This is a genomic window from Cupriavidus sp. (genome assembly GCF_057315035.1).
In genome coordinates this window covers 140,341-165,261 of record NZ_DBHKYV010000003.1, presented here as the reverse complement: position 1 = coordinate 165,261, position 24,921 = coordinate 140,341, and the positions used below count along the sequence as shown (strand labels likewise).

The following is a 24,921-nucleotide window of genomic DNA, read 5'->3' as shown; positions in this document are numbered from 1 at the left end:
CGGCAGAGATCAGGCCACCGCCTCCACCATCCCCAGGAACTGCTGCAACTCCGGCGTCTGCGGCCGGGCGAATACCTCATCGGGCGCGCCGATCTCATGCACCTTGCCCTGGTGCATGAAGACCACGCGGTCACACACCTCACGTGCGAAGCGCATTTCGTGCGTCACCATCAGCAAGGTCATGCCATCGGAAGCCAGGCCGCGCACCACCTGCAGCACTTCGTTCACGAGCTCGGGATCCAGCGCCGAGGTAATCTCGTCGCACAGCAAGGCAGTCGGCTGCATGGCCAACGCACGTGCAATGGCCACACGCTGCTGTTGTCCACCGGACAGCTGATCCGGATACGCGTCGAACTTGGCGGACAAGCCCACCCGTGCCAGATTCTCCTCGGCCAGTTCACGGGCCCGCGACTCCGGCACGCCCTTGACCACCATTGGCGACAGCATCACGTTGCGCCCCGCGCTCAGGTGCGGAAACAGGTTGAACTGCTGGAAGATCATGCCCACTTTCAGCCGCAGCGCGCGCAGTTGCAGTTCGCTGTCGGCCAGGTGCGCGCCGGCCACGGTAATCGCACCGGAGTCGATGGTCTCCAGCCCGTTGATGCAACGTAGCAACGTACTCTTGCCCGAACCGCTCTTGCCGATGATGGCAATGACTTCGCCCGGCTCCACCGAGAGGGATACGCCCTTCAGGACTTGATTGCTGCCGAACGACTTGCGGACCTGGTCAATGGCGATGAGCGGCATGGAATTTCCTCTCCAGCAGTTTGCTGTATTGCGAAAGCGGCCAGCACAGCGCGAAGTACATCAGCGCCACGGCGGCATACACGGTGAACGGTTGGAATGTGGCGTTGACGATCATGGTCCCCGCCTTGGACAGCTCGGTAAAGCCGATGATCGATGCCAGCGCGGTGCCCTTGACGACCTGCACGCCAAAGCCGACGGTGGGTGCCACGGCGATGCGCAACGCCTGCGGCAGGATCACGTGGCGCATCTGCTGCACATAGTTCATGGCCAGGCTGCCCGACGCTTCCCACTGGCCACGTGGAATGGCCTCGACGCAGCCGCGCCAGATCTCGGCCAGGAACGCCGCGGTCCACAATGTCAGCGCCAGTCCGGCGGCGAGCCATGCAGGCACTTCGATGCCGAACAGCGCCAGCCCGAAGAACGCCAGGAACAACTGCATCAGCAGTGGCGTGCCCTGGAAGATCTCGATATAGGCCCACGTTGCGCGGCGTAGCATCGGGCGCTTGCTGGTGCGCATCAGCAGCACCAGCAGCCCCACAATGCCACCGCCCACGAAAGCCACCAGCGACAGCAGCACGGTCCAGCGCGCAGCCAGTAACAGGTTGCGGACGATGTCCCAGGTTGAGAACTCGATCATCGGACGCTCCGTGCAAAAAGCTGCCGCCCGATGCCGCGCAGCAGTTGCCGCAACACCAGCGCCAGTAGCAGGTAGATCGTGGTGCTGACCAGATACACCTCGAAGGCGCGGAAGTTGCGCCCCTGGATAAAGTTGGCCGCATAGGTCAGGTCTTGCGCCGCGATCTGCGAGCAGACCGCCGACCCCAGCATCACGATCACGATCTGGCTGGACAACGCCGGCCAGATCTTCTGCAACGCGGGGCGCAGCACCACGTGACGGAATACCTGGAACGGCGACATGGCCAGGCTCGCGCCGGCCTCGAACTGCCCGCGCGGCGTGGCGGCCAGCCCGGCGCGAACGATCTCGGTGCCGTATGCGCCCAGGTTGATGACCATGGCCAGCGACGCCGCCAGCATCTCGGGCAGATGCACGCCCAGGCTCGGTAGCCCGAAGAAGATGAAGAACAGCTGGATCAGGAACGGCGTGTTCCTGATCAGCTCCACATAGGCGCTGACCACGGTGCGCAGCCAGGCCGGCCCCTGGGTCTTGGCCCAGGCACCGGCCACGGCCACCGCCACGCCCAGCACGCCGCCCGTAAGCGTGAGTTGCGCGGTGACGGCAATGCCCTTGAGCAGCACATCGGTGTAGTCAAGCACCGACAGGAAATCGAACTGGTAAGCCATGCTTCAACCCGGTGACGGCGCGTATCAGAGTTGTGCCGGCAGCGGACGCAGCAGCCACTTGATCGACAGCGAGTTCAGCGAACCGTCCTTCTTCGACTCCGCCAGGATCGCATTGACCTTGTCCTGCAGCGCCTTCTCGCCCTTGTTCATGCCGATAAAGCACGGCGAGTTCTTGATCAGGAACTTGGTTTCCGGTGCCTTGGGCGGATGCTTGGCGATCAGCGCCGATGCCACCACGTTGCCCGTGGCAATCAGTTGCACCTGACCGGACAGGAACGCCGAGATCGTGGCGTTGTTGTCTTCATAGCGCTTGATGGTGGCGCTGGCCGGCGCAATCTTGCTCAGTTCCAGGTCTTCCACGGCGCCACGCGTAACACCCACGGTCTTGCCGGCCAGATCGGCCGCGCTCTTGACCGGCAGGTCGGCTGGACCAAACACGCCGTTGAAGAACGGCGCGTAGGCTTCGGAGAAATCGAGCACTTTCTCGCGCTCGGGGTTCTTGCCCATGCTCGAAATCACCAGGTCGACCTTGCGCGTCTGCAGGTACGGCACGCGGTTGGTGCTGGTCACCGGCACCAGTTGCAGCTTGACGCCCATCTTCTTGGCCACCAGCGCGGCCACGTCGATATCGAGGCCTTGCGGTGCCATGTCGGCGCCAACCGAACCAAACGGCGGGAAGTCCTGCGGCACGGCCACGCGCAATACGCCAGCCTTGGTGACGTCCGCAAGCGTGTCGGCATGGCCCAGCTTCGGCAAGGCCGTCACGCACAGACCGGCCAGCATGGCGACCATCAGGCCACGACGGGAAAACTTCTTGAGGGCGTTGACGTGGAACATCGCGAGTTTCCTTAGCTTCGAGAGGGAGTGGATGGGTTCGGGGACAGATCCCCGGACGGGAAAACGGAGGTTGATACGCGTTGCGGGTCCACTGGCGCCAGTGCGTGGCGCAGGTGCGCGAGCGGATCGATGGGCGGCACGGCATCGAGGCTCGTATGGACTTCGCCCAGGTGGTCGGCCATCAGGCGTGCGGCCAGCGCGCCATCGCCATCGGCCAGCGCGTTGACGATATCTTCATGCTGGCTGCATGAGCGTCCGGCATCGGCGGCAGACTGGTTGCGGCTGGCTACCAGCGTGGTGCGCGCGGTGAGGTCACGCAACGTATCGGTGAGCAGGCCATAGCCAAGCGAGGCACACAGGCAGACGTGGAAATCGCCCAGCAGGAAGCTGCGTACGCTGGCGTCGTCGCCATCGAGCGCGGCCTTTTCACGGGCGATATGAACCTTGAGCGAATGGATCGCCTGGACGCTTGGCGGCCGGTCCACACTGACTTCGCGCAGCAATCCGGTTTCAATGATGCGGCGCGCATCAAAGGCGGCACGGATGTCATCGGCGCTCGGTTCCACCAGGAACCAGCCGCGCCGCGAACTGACGGTCACCATGCCACGTGCGGCCAGGCGCATCAGTGCTTCACGCACCAGCGTGCGGCTCACGCCAAATAGCGCGGCAAGCTCCTGCTCGCCCAGGCGCGAGCCGGGAAGCAGTTTCTGGCCAAGCATCGCCTCGGTGATGCGATTGGCAATGTCAGCGGGAGATTTGTCGGTGGTTTCGGTCACGGCAACCACTTGAGCAAGTGGTATGCCATGCTTGTATGCAAGATTTGTCGGCAAAAAGCCGCACCCGACGCGCGAAAATCGGGCATGCAGCGCGCCATGACTCCCCAGCACGGTGCGCGACGCGCGGCCTTGGTGCCGAACCGCTCCGCGCGTCAGCGGTGGATCAACCTCGGATCAACTTCGGATCAAGCGCGGGTCATATCGATGCCAAGGCGATCACGTCGGCCAGGTGCCGCCGCTCCGAGACCGTTTCCTCGGCCACGATTTCCTCCACGGCACGCAGGCTGGCCTGCACGATCGCCGCGGCATCCACCTCGAAATGACGCCGCAACGCCGCGCGCGAATCGCTGCGGCCAAAGCCGTCGGTACCCAACGTCACGTAGCGCCTTCCGGCCGGCAGGAAGGCACGCACCAGTTCCGGCAGTGCACGTACATAGTCGGTGGCGGCGATGATCGGTCCAACGCTGCGCTGCAACTGCCGGCCCAGCCAGCTTTGGTCAGCGGGTCCCTTGCCATGCCGCCACTGCTGTTCACAGTCGGCGCCCTCGCGCGCAAGCTCTATATAGCTGGTGACACTCCATACATCGGCACCGATACCATGCGTTTGTTCGAGCTGCCGCGCGGCCTTGAGCACTTCGCCCATGATGGCGCCGCTGCCAAACAGCTGCACCCGATGGGCAAAATCGCCGCCCCGACGGTGCAGGTAGATACCGCGTACCACGCCTTCATGCGCTTCCGGTGGCAGGCTCGGGTTCTCCACCGCCTCGTTGGTCACGGTCAGGTAGTAGAACTCGTCGGCCTGCTGCTCGAGCATGCGGCGCATGCCGTGGTCGACAATGACCGCCAGTTCGCCTGCGAACGCGGGATCATAGGCGCGGCAGTTCGGGATGGTGGCGGCTGCAAGATGGCTGCTTCCGTCCTGATGCTGGAGCCCTTCACCGCCGAGCGTGGTGCGTCCCGACGTGGCCCCCACCAGGAAGCCTCGGGCGCGCTGGTCGGCGGCCGCCCAGATCAGGTCGCCCACGCGCTGGAAGCCAAACATGCTGTAGTAGATATAGAACGGCAGCATCGGCAGGCCATGCGTGGCATAGCTGGTGGCCGCCGCGGTCCACGACGACAGCGCACCCGCCTCGGTAATCCCCTCCTCCAGGATCTGGCCGTCGCGCGTTTCGCGGTACGACAGCATCGACGCCGAGTCTTCCGGCTGGTACAGCTGGCCAAATGGCGCATAGATGCCAACCTGCCGGAACAAGCCAGCCATGCCGAACGTACGGGCCTCGTCGGCAACGATCGGGACGATACGCGGCCCCAGCACCGGATCCTTGAGCAACGCGCCAAGCTGCCGCACCAGCGCCATGGTCGAGCTCATCGCCTTGCCATCGGCATGGAGCGCGAAGGCGGCGGTAGCTTCCAGGCCGGGCACCGCCAAGGCGGCGCCACTGGCACTGCGCACCGGCAGATAGCCGCCCAGTTCGGCGCGGCGCGCCTGCAGATATTGCATTTCGGGGCTGTCCTCGGGCGGCCGGTAGAACGCGGCATCCATGACCTGCTGGTCCGACAGCGGCAAACGGAAACGGTCGCGGAACGCCATCAGGTCGGCCTGGCTCAGCTTCTTCTGCTGGTGGGTGGTCATGCGGCCCTGCGCGATGGTGCCCATGCCGTAGCCCTTCATCGTCATGGCCAGCACCACGGCGGGCCGGCCCTTGCAGCGCGCGGCCTCGGCAAATGCCGCATGGATCTTGACGGGGTCATGGCCGCCCCGGCGCAACTGGTCGATCTGCGCATCGGATAGATGCGCCACCAACGCACGCAGCTCAGGGGTCTTGCTGAAGAAGTGGGCGCGGTTGAACGTTCCGTCATTGGCGGACAAGGTCTGGAACTCGCCATCAAGCGTCTGGGCAAACGCACGGCTGATCGCATGGTTGTGGTCGCGGGCCAGCAATGCATCCCATTCCGAGCCCCACAGGCACTTGACCACATGCCAGCCTGCGCCGGCGAACAGCGCCTCCAGTTCGTCGACGATGCGCCCATTGCCGCGCACCGGACCATCGAGCCGCTGCAGATTGCAATTGATCACGAAGGTGCAGTTGTCGAGCTGTTCGCGCGCGGCAAGCGTCAGTGCCGCGACCGATTCGGGCTCATCCATCTCGCCATCGCCAAAGAAGCCCCACACGCGACGTCCACCGGTCTCGCAAAGGCCCCGGTTCTGCAGGTAGCGCATGAAGCGCGCCTGATAAATCGCGTTGAGTGGGCCAATGCCCATCGAGCCGGTGGGAAACTGCCAGAAATCCGGCATCAGGTATGGATGGGGATACGAGCTCAGGCCGCGCAGCCCCTGCGCTTCGGCCACCAGTTCCTGGCGGTAGTGACACAGCGCCGACTCATCGAGCCGCCCTTCCAGAAACGCGCGCGCATAGACGCCAGGCGCCGAATGCGGCTGGAAGAAAACCAGGTCGGCACCGTGAGGTGCAGCATTACCGCGGAAGAAATGCTGGTATCCCACCTCGAACAGATCCGCGGCCGACGCATAACTGGCGATATGACCGCCGAGTTCGCCATGCGCGCGATTGGCACGTACCACCATGGCCAGCGCGTTCCAGCGCAGGATGGCCGACAGCCGCTGCTCGATCGCCAGGTCGCCCGGATAGGCGGGCTGGTCTTCCACCGGCACCGTGTTCAGATACGGCGTGACCTGCGCCGGACGCCATGCCAGGCGCCGCTCGCGCGCGTGGGCCAACAGTGCATCGAGGATTTCGCAGGCACGCTCGCGGCCCCGCTCCGCACCCCACGCCGACAGCACGCCATCGAGCGCATCGCACCATTCCTGAAGCTCCTGCGGATCTGCCTGGGCGTGCAGCGCCTGCGCGGCTGCACCGAAGCGGTCATGCTGTTCCATCGAGTGTCTCCTGCGCGGTTCAGGCTGGGTCCGGCCCAGCCAGTTTCAGTCTAGTCGTGGTGACGCAGCAAAATCAGTTGGCCTGGATACCGGACTTCTGCGCAATCGTGCGCATGCGCGGCAATTCCCGGTCGATCATTGCACTGACCTGCTCCCCAGCCGCGTATTTGTGTTCCAGTCCATTAGCCAGCAATTTCTGCCGCACCTCGGGGTCCTTCATCGCCTGTGCCAGCGCACTGTCCAGCCTGGCCCGGACATCGGCGGGCAAGCCGCGTGGCGCCGCAATGGCCACCCATGAATCGGCATCGAAACCGGGATAGCCAGCTTCCGCCACCGTGGGCACCTCGGGCAACAACGAAGCGCGCGTGGCGCCAGTTACCGCAATCGCCTTGATCTTGCCGCTGCGGATATGCGGCAGCGAAGCGGCCACGGTGTCGATCGAAAACGGAATCTGCCCGCCAATCAGGTCGGCTATGGCCGGTGCGCTGCCCTTGTACGGAATGTGTTGCATCTTCATGCCCGTGGCACTCAGCAGCAACTCGCCGGCAAAGTGCCCGGTGGTGCCGCTACCAAAGGAACCATAGACATACTTGCCCGGCGCTGCATTGACCGCACTGACCATCTGCGGCAGGTTGTCTACCGGTACCGACCGGTTGGCGACCACGATCAATGGCACACGGGCCACCAGCCCCACCGGCTCGAAGCTTTTCACCGGATCGTACGGCAGGCTGGCATTGATGGCCGGATTGACGGTGAACGTCGATCCGGAGCTGATCAGCAGTGTGTAGCCGTCGGCCGCAGCCTTGGCCACGTATCCCGCGCCGACAATCGTGCCGGCTCCGGCGCGGTTCTCGATCACGACCGGCTGGCCCAGCGCATCGCCAAGCGATTTGCCAACCAGCCGCCCGATGATGTCTACCGCGCCGCCGGCCGGAAACGGCACCACCAGCACCACGGGCCGCGTCGGGTAGCTCGCCGCGTGGCTATTGGCCGCATGAGCGGCAAGCATGGCCATGGCCGGCAGCGCGCACACGCTGGCCGTCGCCATGATCGTCCGTAGAAACCCCTTCCGTAGCGAGGCAATCATTTGCGTTCCCCTGCGTGAAACGAACATGAAGCGAAGCGAGACCACCGCACCGGCGGTCAGTGCCGGCGCGGATACGTGCACGACGACGGCGCTGGCGCGCTCAGCCGTTGCGGAACAGGAAGCTGTAGGCGCTCAGTGCAGGTGCGCCGCCCAGATGGGCATACAGCACGCGCGAGCCGGCCGGGAATTCGCCCCGCTGCACCATGTCGATCATGCCGTGCATCGACTTTCCTTCGTAGACAGGGTCGGTCATCATGCCTTCGAACTTCGCGCACATGCGGATTGCTTCCATCGTGCCTGCGGACGGCAGACCATACTCGGGGCCAGCGTAACGGGTATCGAGCACCACGTCGGCATCGACGATATCGCGGTCGAGTTCGACCAGGCCGGCCGTATGCTTGGCGATACGCAGGATCTGCGCGCGTGTCTGCTCGGGCTTGGCCGATGCGTCGATACCGATCACGCGATCGGCGCGGCCATCGTCCGCAAAGCCCACCACCATGCCCGCCTGCGTGCTGCCCGTGACCGAGCACACCACGATGTAGTCGAACTTGAAGCCCAGTTCGGCTTCCTGCGCACGGACTTCCTCGGCAAACCCGACAAAGCCCAGGCCGCCCAACGGATGCTCCGAGCAACCGGCCGGGATCGGATACGGCTTGCCGCCCTCCTTGCGCACGCTTTCCATGGCGTCTTCCCAGCTCTTGCGGATGCCGATATCGAAACCATCGGCCACCAGTCGCACGTCGGCACCCATCATGCGCGACAGCTGGATATTGCCCACGCGGTCATATACTGCATCGGCGTAGTTGACCCAGTTCTCCTGCACCAGCACGCACTTCAGGCCAAGGTGTGCGGCCACGGCTGCTACCTGGCGCGTCTGGTTCGACTGGATGCCACCGATCGACACCAGCGTGTCGCAGCCCTGCGCCAGCGCGTCTGGAATCAGGTATTCGAGCTTGCGGGTCTTGTTGCCGCCGAAGGCCAGGCCGCTATTGCAGTCTTCGCGCTTGGCATACAGCTCCACCTTGCCGCCCAGGTGCGCGGACAGGCGTTTCAGAGGCTGGATCGGGGTAGGTCCGAACGTCAGGGGATGGCGAGCGAAACGCTTGAGATTCATGGTGGCAACTCCAGGGTTGAGGGGCGTATCCCGTCACCGATGTGCCGCGCCGCGCAGGTTGCCGTGCGAGGGGCAGATCGATGTTGCGATGGGCTCAATCCTAAGAAAAAACTCACGAAACGTGCTTGCAAAAAATCGGTCTTTTGAACACTATTAAAAGGAACAACAAGCCTTATAACTTCAAAAATTCTTTCTCAAACCCCATGAAAGAAACAAAATTTCGCACCAAATCCGGCCCGGATGCACCACCGCATGCACCACCTTCGACACCATCGAATACGGTGACTACGCCGCACATCGAGACCCTCGATCGTGCCGACAAAGCCATCCTGCGTGCGCTGCAACAGGACGCATCGATTTCCAACGTGGCGCTGGCGGCCAAGGTCAACCTGAGCCCGCCCGCGTGCCTGCGGCGCGTGGAACGTCTGAAGGAAATGGGTCTGATCCGCGGCATCGTGGCGCTGCTGAATCCGAATGCGCTCGATGCGGGAATGCTGGTGATGATTGGCGTGGTGCTGGATCGCTCCACGCCGGAGTCTTTCGCGCAGTTCGAAACCGCTGCCCAGCAGGTCTCGGGCTGCATGGAATGCCATGTGGTGACTGGCGAGTTCGACTACTTCATGCTGGTACGCACGAAGGACAGCGACAGCTTCAACCGGCTACATGCGGAACAACTGCTCTATCTGCCGGGCGTGCGTCAGATCCGCTCGTTCATGGTGCTCAAGCAAGTGTTGTCGACCACGCAGTTTCCGATCTGAATCGCGGCGGACTCAGGCAGATTCAACGAGCGGACTCAAGACGAGATGAAATATTTCAGAGCCGATCTGAATCTTTGCGTAAAAAGGGATGCCAGCGGCATTTACAGTGGCTTACCCCGGTTCGGCTCGGCATACTCCGTCAGATAAAACCGTGTCAGACCGTGCCCCTGGTTCTTGCAGGCACGGGATGGTCTCACCGCCCGGTTTCTTTATCGATGGAGAAACGGATGACGTACTTCTTCAAACGCACTCGGCAATGCCTGGTGGCGGCGATCCTGTGTGGGCTTGTCCCGGCGAGCCATGCAAAGGATTGGCCCGATCCCTTGCTTGAAACTGCAGGAACACCGGAGAACGTGGCAAAGGGCGCCGAGTACGATGCCTACCAGCTTGGCCTGTCGGCTTATGTATGGGGCTATCCACTGGTCAGGATGGAGCGCGTGGCTCGCGAGTACACGGATGTACCGAATCCCAAGCCCGATACCAGCTATCGGGCACCGTTGAACCAGCTCGGATGGGCACGCGCGCTGGCCACGCCATCGGCACTGGATATGCCGACCGCAAACAACGACACCACATATCTGAGCGCGGTCGTGGATCTGTCCCGTGAGCCCTACATCCTTTCCGTACCCGACACGGCAGGGCGCTACTACGTCGTGGACACCTTCAACATGTGGCAGGAGCTGGAGCACTACATCGGCCGCCGCGTTACGGGCACCAAGGCCGGTCGCTTCGCACTGGTGGCGCCAGGATGGCGCGGCACCCTTCCGGCCGGCGTCAAGCGCCTGGACATCAAGACAAGCAAGGTATGGCTGTGGGGGCGCATGCGTGTTTCCCCGGGCGAAGACATGAAGAAGATTCGTGCCTTGCAGGATGCGTTTGATCTTCGTCCCCTGTCCGCCGCAGGCAAGAAAGACTGGAAGGCGCCGGCTGCCACGTTGGCACCGCTCCCGGATATCGGCAACGATCCGCTTGGCTTCTACCGCCACCTTGGCGCGGTATTGAAAGACAACCCGATACGCATCGAGGACAAGGGGCTCGCCGAGCAGTTTGCCCGGATCGGCCTGACGGAAAAGGGCTTCGACCCTGCCAGACTCAATGACAACCAGCGCAAGGGACTGGCGCGGGCCATCAACGATGCGCCACTGATTCCGGTCTCGGCCGTCGCGCAGTCATCGGAAGTTCGTCAAGGCTGGAACTACGTGTTCGGACTCGACAGCTTCGGGTACAACTATCCGTTACGCGCAGTCGTGGCAGGCCCCTACCTCGGCGGACAGGGAGAAAAGGAAGCGGTCTATCCGCTGCGCTACACGGATCAGGCGGGGCAAACACTCGACGGGGCTAACGATTACGTGGTGCGCTTCGCGAGCGAGCCTCCGAGCGATGCCTTCTGGTCGCTGACGATCTATGACGCCAAGACCAAGATGCTGATCGAGAACCCGCTAAGCCGCTACAAGTTCGGCAGCGACACCGCCGGCATCCGCAAGAATGCCGACGGCAGTTTCTCGGTCACCGTTTCGCCGCGGCGGCCAGCAGAGGGCATCAACTGGCTGCCATCGCCCAATGGGCCTTTCTACGCGATCCTCCGCATCTATCAGCCCAGGGAATCCGTCATCTCCGGAACCTGGAAACTCCCGCAGTTCGAGCGTGCCGGCAAGTAACACGAGCCGCCATCCCGAATCGACCGGATCTGAAAAGGTACGCTACCGCCATGGATCGACGCCAGTTCCTGATTTCCGCCGCCAGTGGCACGCTTGCCGCCAATTCTGCAACTGCCGCGGCATCAGCCGGTTCACAACCGGATGCGCAGGCCGCCAGCACGGCTGGCGCGCGGGCAACGCGCGAACCATTGGGCGGGCAACCACCACCGGGCGCCATGCCATCGGTCAAGGATTTTGACTACCAGATCAAGTATCACCGGGCCTTTGAAGCGGTGCTGTGGAACATGCCAGCGATCGCGATCTATTCCTTCCGCCGGGCAGCGTTTGCGGACCTGGGCCTCAAGGACAACGACATCATCACGTACTCGGCCCCGGCAACACCGCGCCTGGAAGCCATTACCGCCAACAGTTCGACACCTTATATCGCCGCGTACACGGACTTGCGCAAGGGGCCGGTAGTCCTGGAAGTGCCAAAGGCAGGGCCCGACGGTAGTCTCTACGGACAGGTGGTGGACGCCTGGCAGTTCACGATTGCCGATGTGGGGCCTGCCGGGCTCGACAAGGGCAAAGGCGGAAAATACCTTTTCACGCCACCAGGCTACAAGGACGCCATTCCGAAAGGCTATATCCACGTGCCGTCGCCGAACTACCGCATCGCCCTGGCCTTCCGCTCGGTGCGTGCGCCCGGCAAGTCCGTGGAGGACGCTTACCATTACGCGCAAAAGCTGCACATGTACTATCTTTCCGAAGCCGCCAGCCCGCCGCGCCAGCGCTTCGTCGATCCGGCCAACCAGCGCTACCCGACCTTGCCGTTTTACGACGAACGGCACTTCGAAGACATGCACGCCATCATGAGCGTCGAGCCGGTAAGGGAACACGACAAGGTCATGATGGGGATGCTGACCTCACTTGGCATCCAGAAAGGCAAGCCGTTCACCCCAGACGACACGGCGAAGCGCGCCATGCGTCAGGCTGCCATCGATGCCTGGTTCTTCCTGCAGCAGTGGTTCGATACGGAACTGGTGAAGCGTGTCTACTGGCCGGACCGACATTACGTATCACTGCTGCAGAGCGACGCCAACCGTCGCTTCACCTTCACCTACGACGATCGCATCGACCTGATAGAGCGCGCCGCAGAGTATTTCTGGTGCACCTACATGCCCAAGGAACTCAGCGACGCCCCGGCCACGCACTATATGGTTGCCCTGGCCGACAAGGATGGCAAGCTGCTCGAGCCGGGCAAGCTGTACAAGGTGGATGTACCGCGCGACATGCCGGTGCGGCAGTTCTGGGCGCTCACGGTCTACGATCACGCGACCTTCTCCTTCATCTACAGCGACTCGAACCGCACCACGCTGTCTTCCTACGACCTGGACAAGATGAAGCGCAACCCCGACGGCGGGGTGACCATCTATGTCGGACCGACGGCACCGGTCGGTCTGGAATCCAACTGGATCCCGACCGAGGGCAAGCGCCCCATGCCGACCATGCGCTTCTATGGCGCCACCGAGGCCATGAATCGGAAGACGTTCAAGATGCCGGACTTCGAACTCGTGAAGTCTTAGGCCAGGCCAACCAGATCTAGCCCTCGGGAGACAGCACACCCAGCAGCGCCACCGCCAGGAGTACACACAGACCGATCGCCAGTTCGACCAGCAGACTTTTGCGCAACGCACGGACGGCGCCGTACGTTGTAGCGGCGTGGATTTCCGCCGCAAGCCTCGGCACGAGGCGATACCGGTTCAGCGCGGCCATGCCGAGCATGGTGGTAAATATCCCAAGCTTGGCGAGCAGCAGCATGCCATAGGGAGAACGCGCCGCTGCAATGGAAGGAAGGCCGGCGATCAGCCAATAGTTCGCGGTGCCGGTGGCGACCAGGGTCGCCACGATGATGCTGCCCAGGCGCGCGAAGTCATGCGCGGTCCGCGCCAGTAGCATCGACGAAGCGCTGCCGGCTCGCACGGCCCTGCCGAGCAACACGAACGCCACCAGCGCGCCGATCCACGCGCCGGCCGCCAGCAGATGCGCGATGTCCACGAACAAATGGAACAGATGGATCGTAGACCCAGCACTATCATCCATGGCCCCATGACCTGCCCAGGCCAACGTGGACAGTGCCACCGCGCCGGTGATGCCCAGGACCGGCAGCCGTATATGCGGCCACTTGCGTAATGCGATCACGGCGGTGATGCCGAGGGTCAACGCGATCAGGCGACCCGCCCACGCCAGCCCAAAGGCCGTCCCCGTAATCATCATCTCGAAGACATGGGCCGTCAGCTCTGAATAGCTGGCTGCGCCAGTCATGGCTTTGGCCATCACGGCCATGCCAATGGCCGACAGCACCATGCCGGCAATGCCTGCGGAAGCCGTCCAGCCAATGAGCCGGCGGGCCACTGGCGAGCGCAGTTCACCACGCCGTAGCGAAAGGCCCGCAAACAGCGGCAGGCCGAATACCAGCATCAAGTCCAGATACAGCAGGAAGCGCACCAGCACATTGAGCCATTCGACCTGCATGGGCTCACTTCACCTTGAAGTTGACCGTGCCGCTGACCGGGTGGGTATCAGACGAGACTGCGCGCCATTCCACGCGATAGCTTCCGGGTACCAGCGGGCTCTTGGGCGTAATGACCATCGTCTTGGGATCGTCTGACCCCGAGACCGCGGCGGCAATCTTCATGGGCGGATGATCGCTCATCCCTGGCATGCCGGTCATGACAAGATTGGCACCGGAGAATTGCCGGGTCAGCGTCTCAGAGAACTGCAGGTCGATCTTCTGCGGTGCGGGCCCTTCCGCGCCATCGGCCGGTGTGGAACTGACCAGCTTCGGATGCGCCAATGCAGCGGCACTGGCAACGAGCGTTGCGGCGACCAGCAAAGGCCTGGCGATGGAGATAACGGATTTCATTGAATTTCCTTCGATATTGCGAATTGAACTATCAGAACCACATACGTACGCCGGCAACAAACCGGGTCTCGCCACTGCGGCCGCCCGATGCGCGGATCATATCGGCTGTGTTGCCGAACGTCTGGTACCGTTCGACCCCGACATACGGGGCGAACTGTCGGTTGATTTCGTAGCGCAGCCGGATCCCGACCGCGCCATTGGACAGGCCGCTGCCGATACCCACGGCCGGATCGTTCTTGCCATACAGATTGGCCTCGATACGCGGCTGCAGGATCAGGCGCTGGGTGATCAGCAACTCGTACTCCGCGGACAAACGTAGTGCCGTGCGGCCTTCCGTGCCGACATAGCCGGTCGCATCAACTTCAAACCAGTACGGTGCCAACCCTTGCACGCCGAATGCGAGCCAGTTGCGGGCCGGACGCCCATAGCCCGCATCGTTGCGGAAACCAAGCTGCGTGTCCCAGTACGTGGCAACCGCATGGCCCCACAACAGTTCGGTACGGGCCTCGTGCACCCTCCCTTTCTCGGCTTCGCCTTCGGCCTTGATCACGAACTTGTTGTAGGTACTCCCGAACCAGGCTTGCGCCTCGTACGATGCGGCATTGCTGTCGCTACCGTGCGTCCATTCGAGCCGGTCGACCAGCACCGATGCGAACAGGTGCTCGTCCGCCATATGAAGCTGGCGATGCGGGCCTAGCGCATATTGTCCGACGCCCAATTGATAGCCGCCCGAGTAGGCGTTCGGATCCCGTGCGTCTGGCGGCGCCTTGCCGCCCTGCATCTTCATGTCGCCATGGTCCATCGGCGGCGGCGGGGCCGCATCTTCCATGGTCTGGATTTGACCTCCGTCCATGGTCTGCATCTCCATGCCGTCCATGCCGTCCATGCCTTGCATGGCGCCATGATCGCTGTGGTCACCATGATCGCCGTGGGCGTGCTGGGCCCACGCCGGCACCACGCTCGTGGCGACCAGCAGCGCGGCAAGAAACGTCATCTTCCGGGTATGCATGCGAGAAGTTGCTTTGAAATCGGACATCAGGCCACCACCACTTCCCGGAACATGCCGGCATCCATATGCATCATCAGGTGGCAATGCCATGCCCAGCGGCCGAGCGCATCGGCGGTGACCAGGAAACTGATGCGTTGTGCCGGCTGGACCGGAATCGTGTGCCGTCTGGCCTGGAACGACCCGTCGGGTGCTTCCAGTTCGCTCCACATGCCGTGCAGGTGCATCGGGTGCGTCATCATGGTGTCGTTGTGCAGGATGACCCGCAGCCGCTCGCCATGCTTGAAAAAGATCGGCGTCGACTTGCCGAACTCCACGCCATCGAACGACCAGCTATAGCGTTCCATATTGCCGGTCAGGTGCAGTTCGACTTCACGACCCGGCCCGCGTGCATCCATGGCGCCGCCAATCGTGTGCTGGTCTGCCAGCGTCAGCACGCGCCGGCCATTGTTGCGCAGCCCAATACCGGGATCGTCCAGATTGGTACGCGCCATGTCGACGCGCATGTCGGTGCTGGCACCGTATTCAGTCCTGGCATGGCGTGCGGTGGTGCTCGGCACCTTGAGCGGATTCGTCGCGGCCATGGTGTGCATGCTGTGATCCATGGCCATGCCGTGCTGACCATGGTCCATCTGCATCGCGCCATGCCCCATCGCAGCATGGTCCATCTGCATGCTGCCATGACCCATGCTGCCGTGGTCCATGCTTCCCATCATGTCGGCCATGGTCAGCCATTCCACGCGGTCCAGCGCTGGCACTGGCGCCTGGAGTCCTTCCTTCGCCGCCAGCGTGCCACGCGCATAGCCGGTGCGATCCATCGTCTGCGCAAAGATGGTGTACGCCTCGTCGGATGGCTCTACCAGTACGTCGCAGGTTTCCCCCGGCCCAAAGCGGAATTCGTCGACCGTGACGGGTTCGATGTTCTGTCCGTCAACCTGCACCACTGTGAGCTTGAGTCCTGGAATGCGCACGTCGTAGAACGTGTTCCCCGCGCCGTTGATAAAGCGCAGGCGAACCCTTTCTCCTGGGCGGAACAGTCCGGTCCAGTTGCCGGACGGCGTTACGCCATTCATGAGATAGGTCAGCGTTGCCCCCGACAGATCGGCAAGATCGGTCGGGTTCATCCGCATCTGGTTCCACATCTTTCGCTTGTCCAGCGCGGCCTTGATGCCGTCGTTGGATACATCGCGGAAGAAATCGATAACCGTCGGCTGGTTGTAGTTGTAGTAATCGCTCTGGATCTTGAGTTTGGACAGGATCCGCATCGGGTCCTCGTCAGTCCAGTCCGACAACAGCACCGAGTGTTCCCGATCGACACGTATCGGGTCATCGTCGCCTTCGATGATGAGGGCGCCGTAAACGCCAGTCATTTCCTGGAAGCCCGAATGCGAGTGATACCAGTAGCTGCCGCTTTGCTCGACCTTGAAGCGATAGGTAAACGTTTCGCCCGGAGCAATGCCGCCAAAGCTGATGCCCGGCACCCCGTCCATCTGGAACGGCAGGATGATGCCGTGCCAATGGATCGACGTCGGCTCGCGCAGCCGGTTGGTCACGCGAATGGTCACCGTGTCACCCTTGCGCCAGCGCAACGTGGGGCCAGGCAAGGTCCCGTTGATGGTCTGCGCCACGCCAGGCCTGCCGGTGAAGTTCACGGCGGCGTCTTCGATGACGAGGTCGAATTCGGTTCCGCGCAGCACAGGCGCGGTGCCGCTACCCGCGCTCGCCGGCGCGGCTGCGGATTGAGACCACGCGCCCTCCGTAAAGCCACCCAGCGCGCCCAGCACGCCTCCGGCCGCCAGCCCTTGCACAAATTGGCGCCTGGAGAGCCCCAGCGGCCTTGGCGGGACCACGCCGGTTGCAGTTTTCGATCGCATGCAGATAATTCCTCTTCCCTTTGCCTCTTCCCACTCGTTCTGGCGCCTCCGAATGGCGCAGCCGGCACAGATTAGTGAAACCGGACTAACCTCGGAATTACTCGAACATTACATTCCGGTAAGGTTCGTGTAATGTTCCGGCCACCACTTACACTGGCGGCGTCGCAGCGGCTGGCAATGCCGCAAACAAGGCCGAAAGCGAGGCTGGATGCGTGTCTTGACGGGGGGATCGATGAAGTTGCTGGTGGTCGAGGACGAGGTAAAAACGGGGGATTACGTCAGGCAGGGGCTGTCCGAGGCCGGCTTTGTCGTGGACCTGGTACGCAATGGCCAGGATGGCCTGCATATGGCGACGACCGGACTCTATGACCTCCTGATCCTGGATGTGATGCTGCCCGACCTCGATGGCTGGCGCATCCTGCAACGCCTGCGCGCCGCTGACAATTTCGTGCCCGTGCTGTTCCTGACCGCCCGAGACAGCGTGGCTGACCGGGTCAAGGGTCTGGAACTGGGAGCCGACGACTATCTGGTCAAGCCGTTTGCGTTTTCCGAGTTGCTCGCCCGTGTGCGGACCCTGTTGCGGCGTGGCGCAGGCAACCAGCCGGTGGACCGCATCGAGGTGGGAGACCTGGTACTCGATCTCGCGCGCAGGAGGGCCACCCGCGCAGGACGCAAGATCGTCCTGACCAACAAGGAATTTGCGCTGCTCGAACTACTGGCAAGGCGGCGCGGCGAAGTACTGCCTCGCTCGCTGATTGCTTCGCAGATCTGGGACATGAATTTTGACAGCGACAGCAATGTGATCGACGTTGCCATCCGGCGCCTGCGCGCCAAGATCGATGACGGGTTCGACCAGAAGCTGATCCAGACCGTGCGTGGCATGGGCTATGTGCTCGAAGAACCCGAGGACGCCGCGTGATGCGCAGGCATTCACTCACCACGCGCCTGACCGTGTTCTTCTCGCTGTCGTCGGCAGGCGTCCTGCTTGGTCTTGGCCTGTTGATCTTTACCGCGATGGACCGGCATTTCGCAGACGAAGACTATGCGCTGCTGCGAGACAATATGCGGCTGGTGGAACGCACCATTGCACTAGGCCCGGCAGCGACATTGCCGGCGCGCCTCACCGAGACCTACCAGCATCACACCGGATTACTGGTAGCCGTACGCGATGCGCAGGGTCAGACGCATTATGCGTCGCGGGGCTTCGACCCTTCGCTGGCCCTTGCCGCGGCACAGGACCAACGTGGCAGACATGACATCTTCAACTGGCACGAGGGTGGCAAGGAGTATCGGGGGATGCGCGCCGACATGACGGCGCAGGCCGGCCAGCGCGTGGAAGTCATTCTGGCCATGGACACCGAGATCCACGAGCATTTCATGCGGGCGTTCCGCAGGTCGCTGGTCTTCTATGTCGCGCTGGCGGCACTCGCAAGCGGCGTCTTCGGCTGGTGGGCGGCATACCGGGGCCTGCTGCCATTGCGGACCATGGGTTCCCGCGCAAAATCGGTGACCGGCGAGAAGCTCAGTGCGCGGATGCCGGTCGAATCCGTGCCGGTCGAGATGGCGGATCTGGCCGCCGACCTGAATGCCATGCTTGGGCGGTTGCAAGACGAATTCCGTCGCCTTTCGGAGTTTTCGTCGGACCTCGCCCATGAGTTGCGTACGCCCCTGACCAACCTGATGACGCAAACCCAGGTAGCGCTGGCCCAGCCACGCGACGCCGCCAAGTATCGCGAGATCCTGGCATCCAACGCCGAGGAGTTTCAACGCCTGTCGCGCATGGTCTCCGACATGCTTTACCTGGCCAAGATGGAGCATGGCCTCGACCTTCCCCACAAGGAAGTCATCTCGATCGAGGCCGAGGTGTCTGCGCTGTTCGATTTCTATGAGGCGCTGGCTGAAGACAAGGGCATCGAGCTCCAATGGAAGGGGCACGGAACCATTGCCGGTGACCGGTTGATGTTGCGACGTGCACTGAGCAACCTGCTGTCCAATGCGCTAAGGCACACCCCTGCGCATGGCAAGGTGCTGGTGGAAGCCACCATGGACCATGATGGCGCCAGCATTGCCGTGGAGAACGACGGCGAGGAAATTCCTGCCGACGTACTTCCATCCCTGTTCGACCGGTTCTTCCGCGGCGACAAGTCCCGGGTACGGCCGGAATCCGACAGCGTCGGCCTTGGCCTGTCGATTACGCGCGCCATCATGGCCGCGCATGGCGGCGACATCTCCGTCCAGTCCGCCAACGGGAAGACGCGCTTCACCATGGCCTTCCCATTCTCGGTTCCCGCTGAAGGCACCGACGCGCGCCCGGAAGAACGCTCAGAAGAACGCGTCAGGTAACGCTCCTTGATTTCCACTCAGTGGAAATAGTCCGATGACAGCGGACAGGCTCGACCTTAATCTGCATCGCAGAGTTGGGCAGTCGCTGCATCGCTGAAGTGAACGGCAAGCGGCCCCAGATTCACAAGAAGCGACGGATCCAAGGAGACACCCCACATGACTACGAACCTGATCGAACTGAGCGTTACCGAGGGTATCGCAACCCTGCTGCTCAACCGCCCGGACAAGCGCAACGCCATGAGCGACGATATGCGCACCGAGTTTATCGCGGCGCTTGAGCGCGTCAGCGCGGACAAGACGATACGTGCGCTGGTGCTCAGTGGCAACGGCAAGGGCTTCTGCGCCGGAGGTGACGTGGCCGGCATGGAGCGGCGCATGAGCGCGCCGGCCGGCGAGATCGGCTTCAACGGCTGGCACCGCCAACAGCGCGTGCACTACACACAGTCGCTGCTACATACGATGCCCAAGCCGACCATTGCCGCCGTGAACGGCGCGGCATCGGGCCTGGGCGCCGACACCGCGCTGGCCTGCGACTTCATTATTGCCAGCGATGCCGCCAGCTTTACCTGGTCCTACATCAACCGGGGCATCGTGCCGGACGGCGGCGGCATGTACTTCCTGCCGCGCCGCGTGGGCCTGGCGAAAGCCAAGGAACTGATCTTCACCGGCCGCAAGGTCGATGCCGAAGAAGCGCTGCGCCTGGGCATCTCCGATCGCCAGACCAGCGCCGAGCGGCTGGTAGCCGATGCGCAGGCCTGGGCCGCTGAACTGAGCAAGGGCTCGGCCACTGCGCTGGCGCTGGGCAAGACCATCCTGAACCAGAGCTTCGAGCTACCTGCCGAACAGATATTCGCGCAGGGCAGCCAAGCGCAGGGCATCTGCTACACCAGCACCGAGCACCGTGAATCGGTAATGGCCTTCCTGGCCAAGAGCGCCGCACGCACCAGCAACGAGTGACCAGCATGGACGCCATTTCCCGCCTTCTCAAGCCACGCAGCGTGGCCATCATCGGCGCCTCCGCCGACGCCAACAAGACTGCCGGCCGTCCGGTTGCCTACCTACGCAAGCACGGCTTCACTGGCGACATCTATCCGGTCAACCCGCGCGTCGACAGCATCGATGGCTTGCGTTGCTACCCCGATATCGCCTCGTTACCCGCGGTACCTGATGTCGCCATCGTGCTGCTGGGCGCCGAGCGCGCCCACCTGGCCGTGCGCGAACTAGCGCAGCTTGGCACCGCGGCGGCAATCGTGCTGGCAAGCGGCTACACCGAAACCGGCGCCGAGGGCGCACGCCGGCAAGCGCAGTTGATCGAAGCCGCGGGCAGCATGCGCATCCTTGGGCCCAACACCATTGGGCTGGTCAACCTGACCGACAATATCGTGCTGTCGGCCAGCGGCGCGCTGGAAATGGAGCACTTCCCGGTCGGTTCCATCGGCGTGGTGTCGCAGAGCGGTGGCATCCTCGGTGCGCTGCTGTCGCGGGCGGCGTCGCGTGGCATCGGCTTGTCCAAGCTGATCTCGACCAGCAATGAGGTCGACCTTGACCTGGCCGACTTCGTCGATCAGTTGGCCGACGACGAGGCCACGAAAGTCATCGCGCTCTACGTCGAAAGCGTGCGCGACCCGGAGAAATTCCGTGCTGCAGCGCTCAAGGCCGCACGTGCTGGAAAGCCGGTGGTGGCATTCAAGATCGGACGCTCGGAAGCAGGCGCGAAGGCCGCCGTTTCGCACACCGGCGCACTGGCCGGGGCCGACCGCATGTACGATGCGCTGTTCAGGCAAGTCGGCGTAATCCGCGCCCAGACCTTTGGCGACCTGCTCGATATCCCCGCCGCACTGGCCACCGGCCGCGTGTTGCGCGGCAACCGGGTGGCGATCCTGACCTCGACCGGCGGCGCCGGTACGCTGGTGTCCGACAGCCTCGGCGTGTCGGGCTTCGACACGCCAACGCCCGACGCGGAAACCGGCGCGCGGCTGCGCGCGCTGCAGACCGGCGACCACGCCGCGCTGGACCGCAATCCGATCGATGTGACGCTGGCCGGCCTGCAGCCGGACCTGCTGCGCGGCGCGATCCGTGCGTTGCTGGCCAGCCCCAGCTACGACGCGCTCGCGGTCATCGTCGGCTCCTCGAGCCTCGCAATGCCCGAACTGATGGCCAACGCCATCCAGGATTGCCTGCCCGAGAGCGACAAGCCGGTGATCGCCTTCGTCAGCCCCCACGCGCCGGAAGTGGCTGCGTTGTTGACGCAGCGAGGCGTGCCCGCCTTCTCAGTGCCCGAAAGCTGTACCGTGGCACTGGACGGCATGCTGCAACATGCGCGTTGGCAGGCGCCCTCGCACTCGGCGCTGCCAGCACCCGTAGATGCCACCAACCTGCCGACCGGGTCACTCGACGAAGCCCAGGCCAAGAAATTGTTCGCACGCTTTGGCGTGCCCTGCGCAGGCGAGACCGTGGTTGCAACACCGGCCGAAGCCGAGCAGGCCGCGCGCGAATTCGGCGGACGCGTCGTGCTCAAGATCCTTTCGGGCGAGATCACGCACAAGAGCGACGTCGGCGGTGTCGCCGTCAACCTGACGTCCGAGCAGGTCGGCGCCCGGCTGACCGCAATGAAGACCGAGGTGCAGGCAAAGACCGGCATCATGCCGCAACGCTTTCTGGTTCAGGAGATGGTTTGCGGCGGCACGGAACTGATCCTGGGCATGCACCGCGATCCGCTCGGCACGGCGATCCTGTTGGGCATGGGCGGCATCACGGCCGAACTGTTCAAGGACACCACCATGCGACTGCTGCCATCCGGCGGCGGCCTTGGCCGTGAAGAGGCGGCCGGGATGGTACGCGAACTCAAGACCTGGCCTCTGCTCGACGGCTTCCGCGGGCGACCCAAGGCTGACGTAGAGGCCTTGGTCACCACCATCGTGGCGTTCTCGCAAATGGCAGCGCAACTCGGCGACCGCCTGATCGAAGCCGAGATCAACCCGGTATTCGTACTACCGGAAGGCCAGGGAGTGCGAGCAGCGGATGGTGTCGTCGTGCTTGCCGATGAGTCAACCTATGGCGAGGCCCACTAAAATTCCATCAAGTGGAATTACGTGAAAATCGTGCTAGATTGCACCATGCCTTCCACCCCGCCCGAAAAACCACGCCGGCACCACCATGAAGACCCGGTCCTGAACCGCTCGCTGGTGCGCGGCGTGGAGATTCTTCGCGCCTTCCGGCCCGGCGCGGATCAGCTTGGCAATGGCGAGATCGCAGAACGTACCCAGCTTTCACGCGCCACGGTCAGCCGCCTGACGCAAACGTTGGTAGAAAGCGGACTGCTGGAGCATGACAGGAGCCGGCGTACCTACCGGCTGGCCCCACTGGTGCTAAGCCTCGCACATGCGATGCGCGCGGGGTCGCCCGTACTGGGTGTGGTTGCGCCAATGATGCGGACATTGGCCGAGAAGATGGGCATCAACGTCGGCTTGGCAACGGCGGATCGCGACGAGATGGTCTATCTGGAATCGGTTCGCTACAACCGCAAGGTAGCGCTGCGCAATGTAGTTGCCGGGCAACGGGTGCCAATGGAGCTGACTTCGCTTGGCAGGGCCTACCTCGCGGTAGCGGATGCCGCGGAGCGGCGCGCGCTGCTCGCACAGTTTCGGGAGCGACGCCCCTCCGACTGGCAGCGCCTGCGCAAGGAGATCGATGCCGCCAAGCTCAGCGTGGATACGAAAGGCTACTGCGCTGCCTCGTGGCAGCCGGAAGTGGTCGCTATCGCCGCGCCGCTGGTGCTGCCGGGGCGCCCCGTCTACGTGCTGAACGTCAGCGTCGCGACCACGGCCGATATCCCAACGACAGAGAACCAACTGAGCGGCCCCTTGCTCGCGCTTTGCGAACAGGCAAAGGCCGCGCTGCTGGCGGCCGATGCCTGATATGGCAGCACGGTTGGCTTAGCTCACCTCGATCCTGCGCCATGCTTCAGCAAACTCCGCGGCGGCATGGCCCACGGCGGCGGCATTCATGCCAGGCTTGTATAGCGCGGAACCCAGGCCAAAGCCCGCTGCCCCGGCGGATACATAAGCCTGCATGGCCTGCGGCGTGATACCGCCTACCGGCAGCAGCCGGACATGCTTTGGCAATACGCTCTTCCATGCTTTGACAACGGCGGGCGGCAGCGCTTCGGCCGGAAAAGCCTTGAGTGCATCCGCGCCCTCGCGCAGCGCCGCGAATGCCTCGGTGGGCGTCGCCACACCGGGCAGGCAAGCCATGCCAGCGGCCTTTGCCGCGCGTATCACCGCGGCGTCGCCATGCGGCATGACAACCAACCGCCCGCCAGCCTGAGCAATGGCGCTCACCTGCGCGGCTTCCGTTACGGTGCCGGCGCCAATCAGGATACCGGGCGCAAACGCCTCGGCCAGTCGCCGGATACTCTCGAACGGATCCGGAGAGTTCAACGGCACCTCGATGATTGTGAAGCCCTGGTCAACGAGTGCCTGGCCGACTGCGACCACTTCATCCGGAGTCACCCCGCGGAGAATGGCAACCAGCGGAAAGCGGTCCAAACAGGATTGGATCGAATGGATCGGATCAGTCATCTGGATAATCCTTGTCGGTGGAAGTTTCCGGTCAGCGGACCAGGCCTGCTTCGCTGGCGATCGCCCAGAGGCCCGCGCGCGTCGCGTTCTCGATCTCGGGTACATCGGCAATATCGAACTGACGCGCCGCGCGGCGATAGCGCGCACAGAGTCGTGCATCGCCAATCATGGCCAGCGAAGCGGTCGGGACGCCAACGCCTAACGCACTGCGAAGCTCGTCGCCAATCAATAGTCCGGACAAGTAGGCGAGACTGGCCGATCTGGGCAATTGACCCAACAGCACCTTCGCCCGCGCCGAGAACAGTAGCGGTGCAATGCCATTGACGCTGCCGCGCGCCGCCTCCACTCCCGTGTCGAACGCATGGTCTGCGGCCTCGTCAGCTTCCATCGGGTCGTTTGCGTTAGCGAACCGGCCAAGGATGGAGTGCTGCCGCAGCACCGCAAACAACTCCCCGGTCATATACGTCTGGCATTCCTGAATGCACCCATCTTCCAGGCGAATCCATTTGCTATGCGTGCCAGGCAGCACCAGCATTGCCTCGCGGCGAAGATGGGGAAGAAGCGTCAGCGCTCCCACCACCTGGGTTTCCTCGCCGCGCATGACCTCCGCTCGTGGTTCGGTCATCGACACGCCGGGCACCAGATGCAGCGCCGTTCCGTCGGAGAGCATCACCCTGGCCAGTTGCTGCGCCAGTTCCGGCGCGCCCGCTGTGCCACGGCAATATGGTGCTTCGAGCCAGCCCTGGGCGCTGCCCACCATCCCCGCCGCAATGGCTGGTAGCTTCTCCGCTCCCGTCCCTACCATCCAGTCGCCAACCACCGATCTGTACGCCGCTTCGAAGCCGCCTGCGCCGATCTGCATGATCCCGAGTGGCGCGTCACGAGCATCCAGCAGTTCGCCACCATCGCCCAGCAACATCGCGCGCAGCGAGGAGGTGCCCCAGTCCAGCGCAATGAGCCGCGCAGCGGATACATTCCGGCTTGGTTCAGTGACCTGTTTCATAGTCATGTATGGTAAGGCGTGGCTGTCGACGA

General features: G+C 63.4%; 22 protein-coding genes. 8 read left to right on the top strand and 14 right to left on the bottom strand.

The features are described from left to right. Positions 1-9: 9 nt before the first annotated feature. From ACO550_RS07250 to ACO550_RS07215, 8 genes are all read right to left on the bottom strand, one after another. The gene (locus ACO550_RS07250) at positions 10-747 is read right to left on the bottom strand and encodes an ATP-binding cassette domain-containing protein (protein WP_315591522.1); all 738 of its coding nucleotides are present in this window, start codon (positions 745-747) and stop codon (positions 10-12) included. After that, complete coding sequence (locus ACO550_RS07245; RefSeq protein WP_315591523.1) at positions 728-1,384, bottom strand: amino acid ABC transporter permease; 657 nt, start codon at positions 1,382-1,384, stop codon at positions 728-730. The genes ACO550_RS07250 and ACO550_RS07245 overlap by 20 nt, the downstream gene beginning before the upstream one ends. Then, positions 1,381-2,049, bottom strand: a complete 669-nt coding sequence (locus ACO550_RS07240) for an ABC transporter permease subunit (protein WP_315591524.1) — start codon at positions 2,047-2,049, stop codon at positions 1,381-1,383. Before ACO550_RS07240 ends, ACO550_RS07245 begins: the two co-directional genes overlap by 4 nt. 24 nt (positions 2,050-2,073) lie before the next feature. Beyond that, positions 2,074-2,841 carry a transporter substrate-binding domain-containing protein gene (locus ACO550_RS07235; RefSeq protein WP_315591669.1) on the bottom strand — a complete coding sequence of 256 codons (768 nt, stop codon included), beginning with the start codon at positions 2,839-2,841 and terminating at the stop codon, positions 2,074-2,076. A 56-nt stretch (positions 2,842-2,897) separates the two neighbouring features. After that, complete coding sequence (locus tag ACO550_RS07230) at positions 2,898-3,662, bottom strand: GntR family transcriptional regulator (RefSeq protein WP_315591525.1); 765 nt, start codon at positions 3,660-3,662, stop codon at positions 2,898-2,900. A gap of 196 nt (positions 3,663-3,858) precedes the next feature. Then, entirely contained in the window at positions 3,859-6,558 is a 2,700-nt protein-coding gene (gene mdeB / locus ACO550_RS07225) for an alpha-ketoglutarate dehydrogenase (RefSeq protein ID WP_315591526.1), read from the bottom strand. A 73-nt stretch (positions 6,559-6,631) separates the two neighbouring features. Beyond that, on the bottom strand, positions 6,632-7,645 hold the full coding sequence (locus tag ACO550_RS07220; RefSeq protein ID WP_485994486.1) for a Bug family tripartite tricarboxylate transporter substrate binding protein: 1,014 nt from the start codon (positions 7,643-7,645) through the stop codon (positions 6,632-6,634). Between the two features lie 100 nt (positions 7,646-7,745). Further along, positions 7,746-8,762 carry a 1-aminocyclopropane-1-carboxylate deaminase gene (locus ACO550_RS07215; RefSeq protein WP_315591527.1) on the bottom strand — a complete coding sequence of 339 codons (1,017 nt, stop codon included), beginning with the start codon at positions 8,760-8,762 and terminating at the stop codon, positions 7,746-7,748. Between the two features lie 203 nt (positions 8,763-8,965). Here ACO550_RS07215 and ACO550_RS07210 point away from each other — a divergent pair, with 203 nt between their 5' ends. The 3 genes from ACO550_RS07210 to ACO550_RS07200 all read left to right on the top strand — a co-directional run bounded on the left by ACO550_RS07210 (position 8,966) and on the right by ACO550_RS07200 (position 12,743). Continuing rightward, complete coding sequence (locus tag ACO550_RS07210) at positions 8,966-9,520, top strand: winged helix-turn-helix transcriptional regulator (protein ID WP_315591528.1); 555 nt, start codon at positions 8,966-8,968, stop codon at positions 9,518-9,520. 227 nt (positions 9,521-9,747) lie between these two features. After that, complete coding sequence (locus ACO550_RS07205) at positions 9,748-11,178, top strand: DUF1254 domain-containing protein (RefSeq protein WP_315591529.1); 1,431 nt, start codon at positions 9,748-9,750, stop codon at positions 11,176-11,178. A 50-nt stretch (positions 11,179-11,228) separates the two neighbouring features. Next, positions 11,229-12,743: a DUF1254 domain-containing protein gene (locus ACO550_RS07200; protein WP_315591530.1), complete on the top strand. Its 1,515-nt coding sequence runs from the start codon at positions 11,229-11,231 to the stop codon at positions 12,741-12,743. A 16-nt stretch (positions 12,744-12,759) separates the two neighbouring features. On the opposite strand, the gene copD is transcribed toward ACO550_RS07200, so the two are convergent. Genes copD through ACO550_RS07180 form a run of 4 tightly spaced genes read right to left on the bottom strand, consistent with a single transcriptional unit; the run spans position 12,760 to position 16,963 of the window. Further along, the gene (copD, locus tag ACO550_RS07195) at positions 12,760-13,692 is read right to left on the bottom strand and encodes a copper homeostasis membrane protein CopD (RefSeq protein ID WP_315591531.1); all 933 of its coding nucleotides are present in this window, start codon (positions 13,690-13,692) and stop codon (positions 12,760-12,762) included. A gap of 4 nt (positions 13,693-13,696) precedes the next feature. Then, positions 13,697-14,083 (bottom strand): copper homeostasis periplasmic binding protein CopC, encoded by a 387-nt coding sequence (gene copC / locus ACO550_RS07190; RefSeq protein ID WP_315591532.1) that lies wholly within the window; start codon positions 14,081-14,083, stop codon positions 13,697-13,699. Between the two features lie 31 nt (positions 14,084-14,114). After that, positions 14,115-15,092: a copper resistance protein B gene (locus tag ACO550_RS07185; protein ID WP_315591533.1), complete on the bottom strand. Its 978-nt coding sequence runs from the start codon at positions 15,090-15,092 to the stop codon at positions 14,115-14,117. Between the two features lie 26 nt (positions 15,093-15,118). Further along, positions 15,119-16,963, bottom strand: a complete 1,845-nt coding sequence (locus ACO550_RS07180; protein ID WP_315591534.1) for a copper resistance system multicopper oxidase — start codon at positions 16,961-16,963, stop codon at positions 15,119-15,121. 232 nt (positions 16,964-17,195) lie between these two features. Between ACO550_RS07180 and ACO550_RS07175 the strand changes: the two genes are divergently transcribed. The 5 genes from ACO550_RS07175 to ACO550_RS07155 all read left to right on the top strand — a co-directional run bounded on the left by ACO550_RS07175 (position 17,196) and on the right by ACO550_RS07155 (position 23,223). Beyond that, entirely contained in the window at positions 17,196-17,882 is a 687-nt protein-coding gene (locus tag ACO550_RS07175) for a heavy metal response regulator transcription factor (protein WP_315591671.1), read from the top strand. Next, complete coding sequence (locus tag ACO550_RS07170; protein ID WP_315591535.1) at positions 17,882-19,306, top strand: heavy metal sensor histidine kinase; 1,425 nt, start codon at positions 17,882-17,884, stop codon at positions 19,304-19,306. Before ACO550_RS07175 ends, ACO550_RS07170 begins: the two co-directional genes overlap by 1 nt. A gap of 156 nt (positions 19,307-19,462) precedes the next feature. After that, positions 19,463-20,263 carry an enoyl-CoA hydratase-related protein gene (locus ACO550_RS07165; RefSeq protein WP_315591536.1) on the top strand — a complete coding sequence of 267 codons (801 nt, stop codon included), beginning with the start codon at positions 19,463-19,465 and terminating at the stop codon, positions 20,261-20,263. A 5-nt stretch (positions 20,264-20,268) separates the two neighbouring features. Beyond that, positions 20,269-22,377 carry an acetate--CoA ligase family protein gene (locus ACO550_RS07160; RefSeq protein WP_315591537.1) on the top strand — a complete coding sequence of 703 codons (2,109 nt, stop codon included), beginning with the start codon at positions 20,269-20,271 and terminating at the stop codon, positions 22,375-22,377. A gap of 45 nt (positions 22,378-22,422) precedes the next feature. Further along, on the top strand, positions 22,423-23,223 hold the full coding sequence (locus ACO550_RS07155) for an IclR family transcriptional regulator (protein ID WP_315591538.1): 801 nt from the start codon (positions 22,423-22,425) through the stop codon (positions 23,221-23,223). An 18-nt stretch (positions 23,224-23,241) separates the two neighbouring features. On the opposite strand, the gene ACO550_RS07150 is transcribed toward ACO550_RS07155, so the two are convergent. Beyond that, entirely contained in the window at positions 23,242-23,886 is a 645-nt protein-coding gene (locus ACO550_RS07150) for a 2-dehydro-3-deoxy-6-phosphogalactonate aldolase (protein WP_315591539.1), read from the bottom strand. A gap of 31 nt (positions 23,887-23,917) precedes the next feature. Continuing rightward, positions 23,918-24,889, bottom strand: a complete 972-nt coding sequence (locus ACO550_RS07145) for a 2-dehydro-3-deoxygalactonokinase (protein ID WP_315591540.1) — start codon at positions 24,887-24,889, stop codon at positions 23,918-23,920. Positions 24,890-24,921 lie beyond the last annotated feature (32 nt).

What these genes read in the sequence shown, in the direction of transcription:
- ACO550_RS07240 (WP_315591524.1), bottom strand. Translation starts at nt 2,049, where the DNA reads ATGGCTTACCAGTTCGATTTCCTGTCGGTGCTTGACTACACCGATGTG.
- ACO550_RS07150 (WP_315591539.1), bottom strand. Translation starts at nt 23,886, where the DNA reads ATGACTGATCCGATCCATTCGATCCAATCCTGTTTGGACCGCTTTCCG.
- ACO550_RS07160 (WP_315591537.1), top strand. Translation starts at nt 20,269, where the DNA reads ATGGACGCCATTTCCCGCCTTCTCAAGCCACGCAGCGTGGCCATCATC.
- ACO550_RS07145 (WP_315591540.1), bottom strand. Translation starts at nt 24,889, where the DNA reads ATGAAACAGGTCACTGAACCAAGCCGGAATGTATCCGCTGCGCGGCTC.
- ACO550_RS07245 (WP_315591523.1), bottom strand. Translation starts at nt 1,384, where the DNA reads ATGATCGAGTTCTCAACCTGGGACATCGTCCGCAACCTGTTACTGGCT.
- ACO550_RS07185 (WP_315591533.1), bottom strand. Translation starts at nt 15,092, where the DNA reads ATGCATACCCGGAAGATGACGTTTCTTGCCGCGCTGCTGGTCGCCACG.
- ACO550_RS07175 (WP_315591671.1), top strand. Translation starts at nt 17,196, where the DNA reads ATGAAGTTGCTGGTGGTCGAGGACGAGGTAAAAACGGGGGATTACGTC.
- ACO550_RS07165 (WP_315591536.1), top strand. Translation starts at nt 19,463, where the DNA reads ATGACTACGAACCTGATCGAACTGAGCGTTACCGAGGGTATCGCAACC.
- ACO550_RS07200 (WP_315591530.1), top strand. Translation starts at nt 11,229, where the DNA reads ATGGATCGACGCCAGTTCCTGATTTCCGCCGCCAGTGGCACGCTTGCC.
- mdeB (WP_315591526.1), bottom strand. Translation starts at nt 6,558, where the DNA reads ATGGAACAGCATGACCGCTTCGGTGCAGCCGCGCAGGCGCTGCACGCC.
- ACO550_RS07215 (WP_315591527.1), bottom strand. Translation starts at nt 8,762, where the DNA reads ATGAATCTCAAGCGTTTCGCTCGCCATCCCCTGACGTTCGGACCTACC.
- copD (WP_315591531.1), bottom strand. Translation starts at nt 13,692, where the DNA reads ATGCAGGTCGAATGGCTCAATGTGCTGGTGCGCTTCCTGCTGTATCTG.
- ACO550_RS07220 (WP_485994486.1), bottom strand. Translation starts at nt 7,645, where the DNA reads ATGATTGCCTCGCTACGGAAGGGGTTTCTACGGACGATCATGGCGACG.
- ACO550_RS07155 (WP_315591538.1), top strand. Translation starts at nt 22,423, where the DNA reads ATGCCTTCCACCCCGCCCGAAAAACCACGCCGGCACCACCATGAAGAC.
- ACO550_RS07180 (WP_315591534.1), bottom strand. Translation starts at nt 16,963, where the DNA reads ATGCGATCGAAAACTGCAACCGGCGTGGTCCCGCCAAGGCCGCTGGGG.
- ACO550_RS07210 (WP_315591528.1), top strand. Translation starts at nt 8,966, where the DNA reads ATGAAAGAAACAAAATTTCGCACCAAATCCGGCCCGGATGCACCACCG.
- ACO550_RS07235 (WP_315591669.1), bottom strand. Translation starts at nt 2,841, where the DNA reads ATGGTCGCCATGCTGGCCGGTCTGTGCGTGACGGCCTTGCCGAAGCTG.
- ACO550_RS07205 (WP_315591529.1), top strand. Translation starts at nt 9,748, where the DNA reads ATGACGTACTTCTTCAAACGCACTCGGCAATGCCTGGTGGCGGCGATC.
- copC (WP_315591532.1), bottom strand. Translation starts at nt 14,083, where the DNA reads ATGAAATCCGTTATCTCCATCGCCAGGCCTTTGCTGGTCGCCGCAACG.
- ACO550_RS07170 (WP_315591535.1), top strand. Translation starts at nt 17,882, where the DNA reads ATGCGCAGGCATTCACTCACCACGCGCCTGACCGTGTTCTTCTCGCTG.
- ACO550_RS07250 (WP_315591522.1), bottom strand. Translation starts at nt 747, where the DNA reads ATGCCGCTCATCGCCATTGACCAGGTCCGCAAGTCGTTCGGCAGCAAT.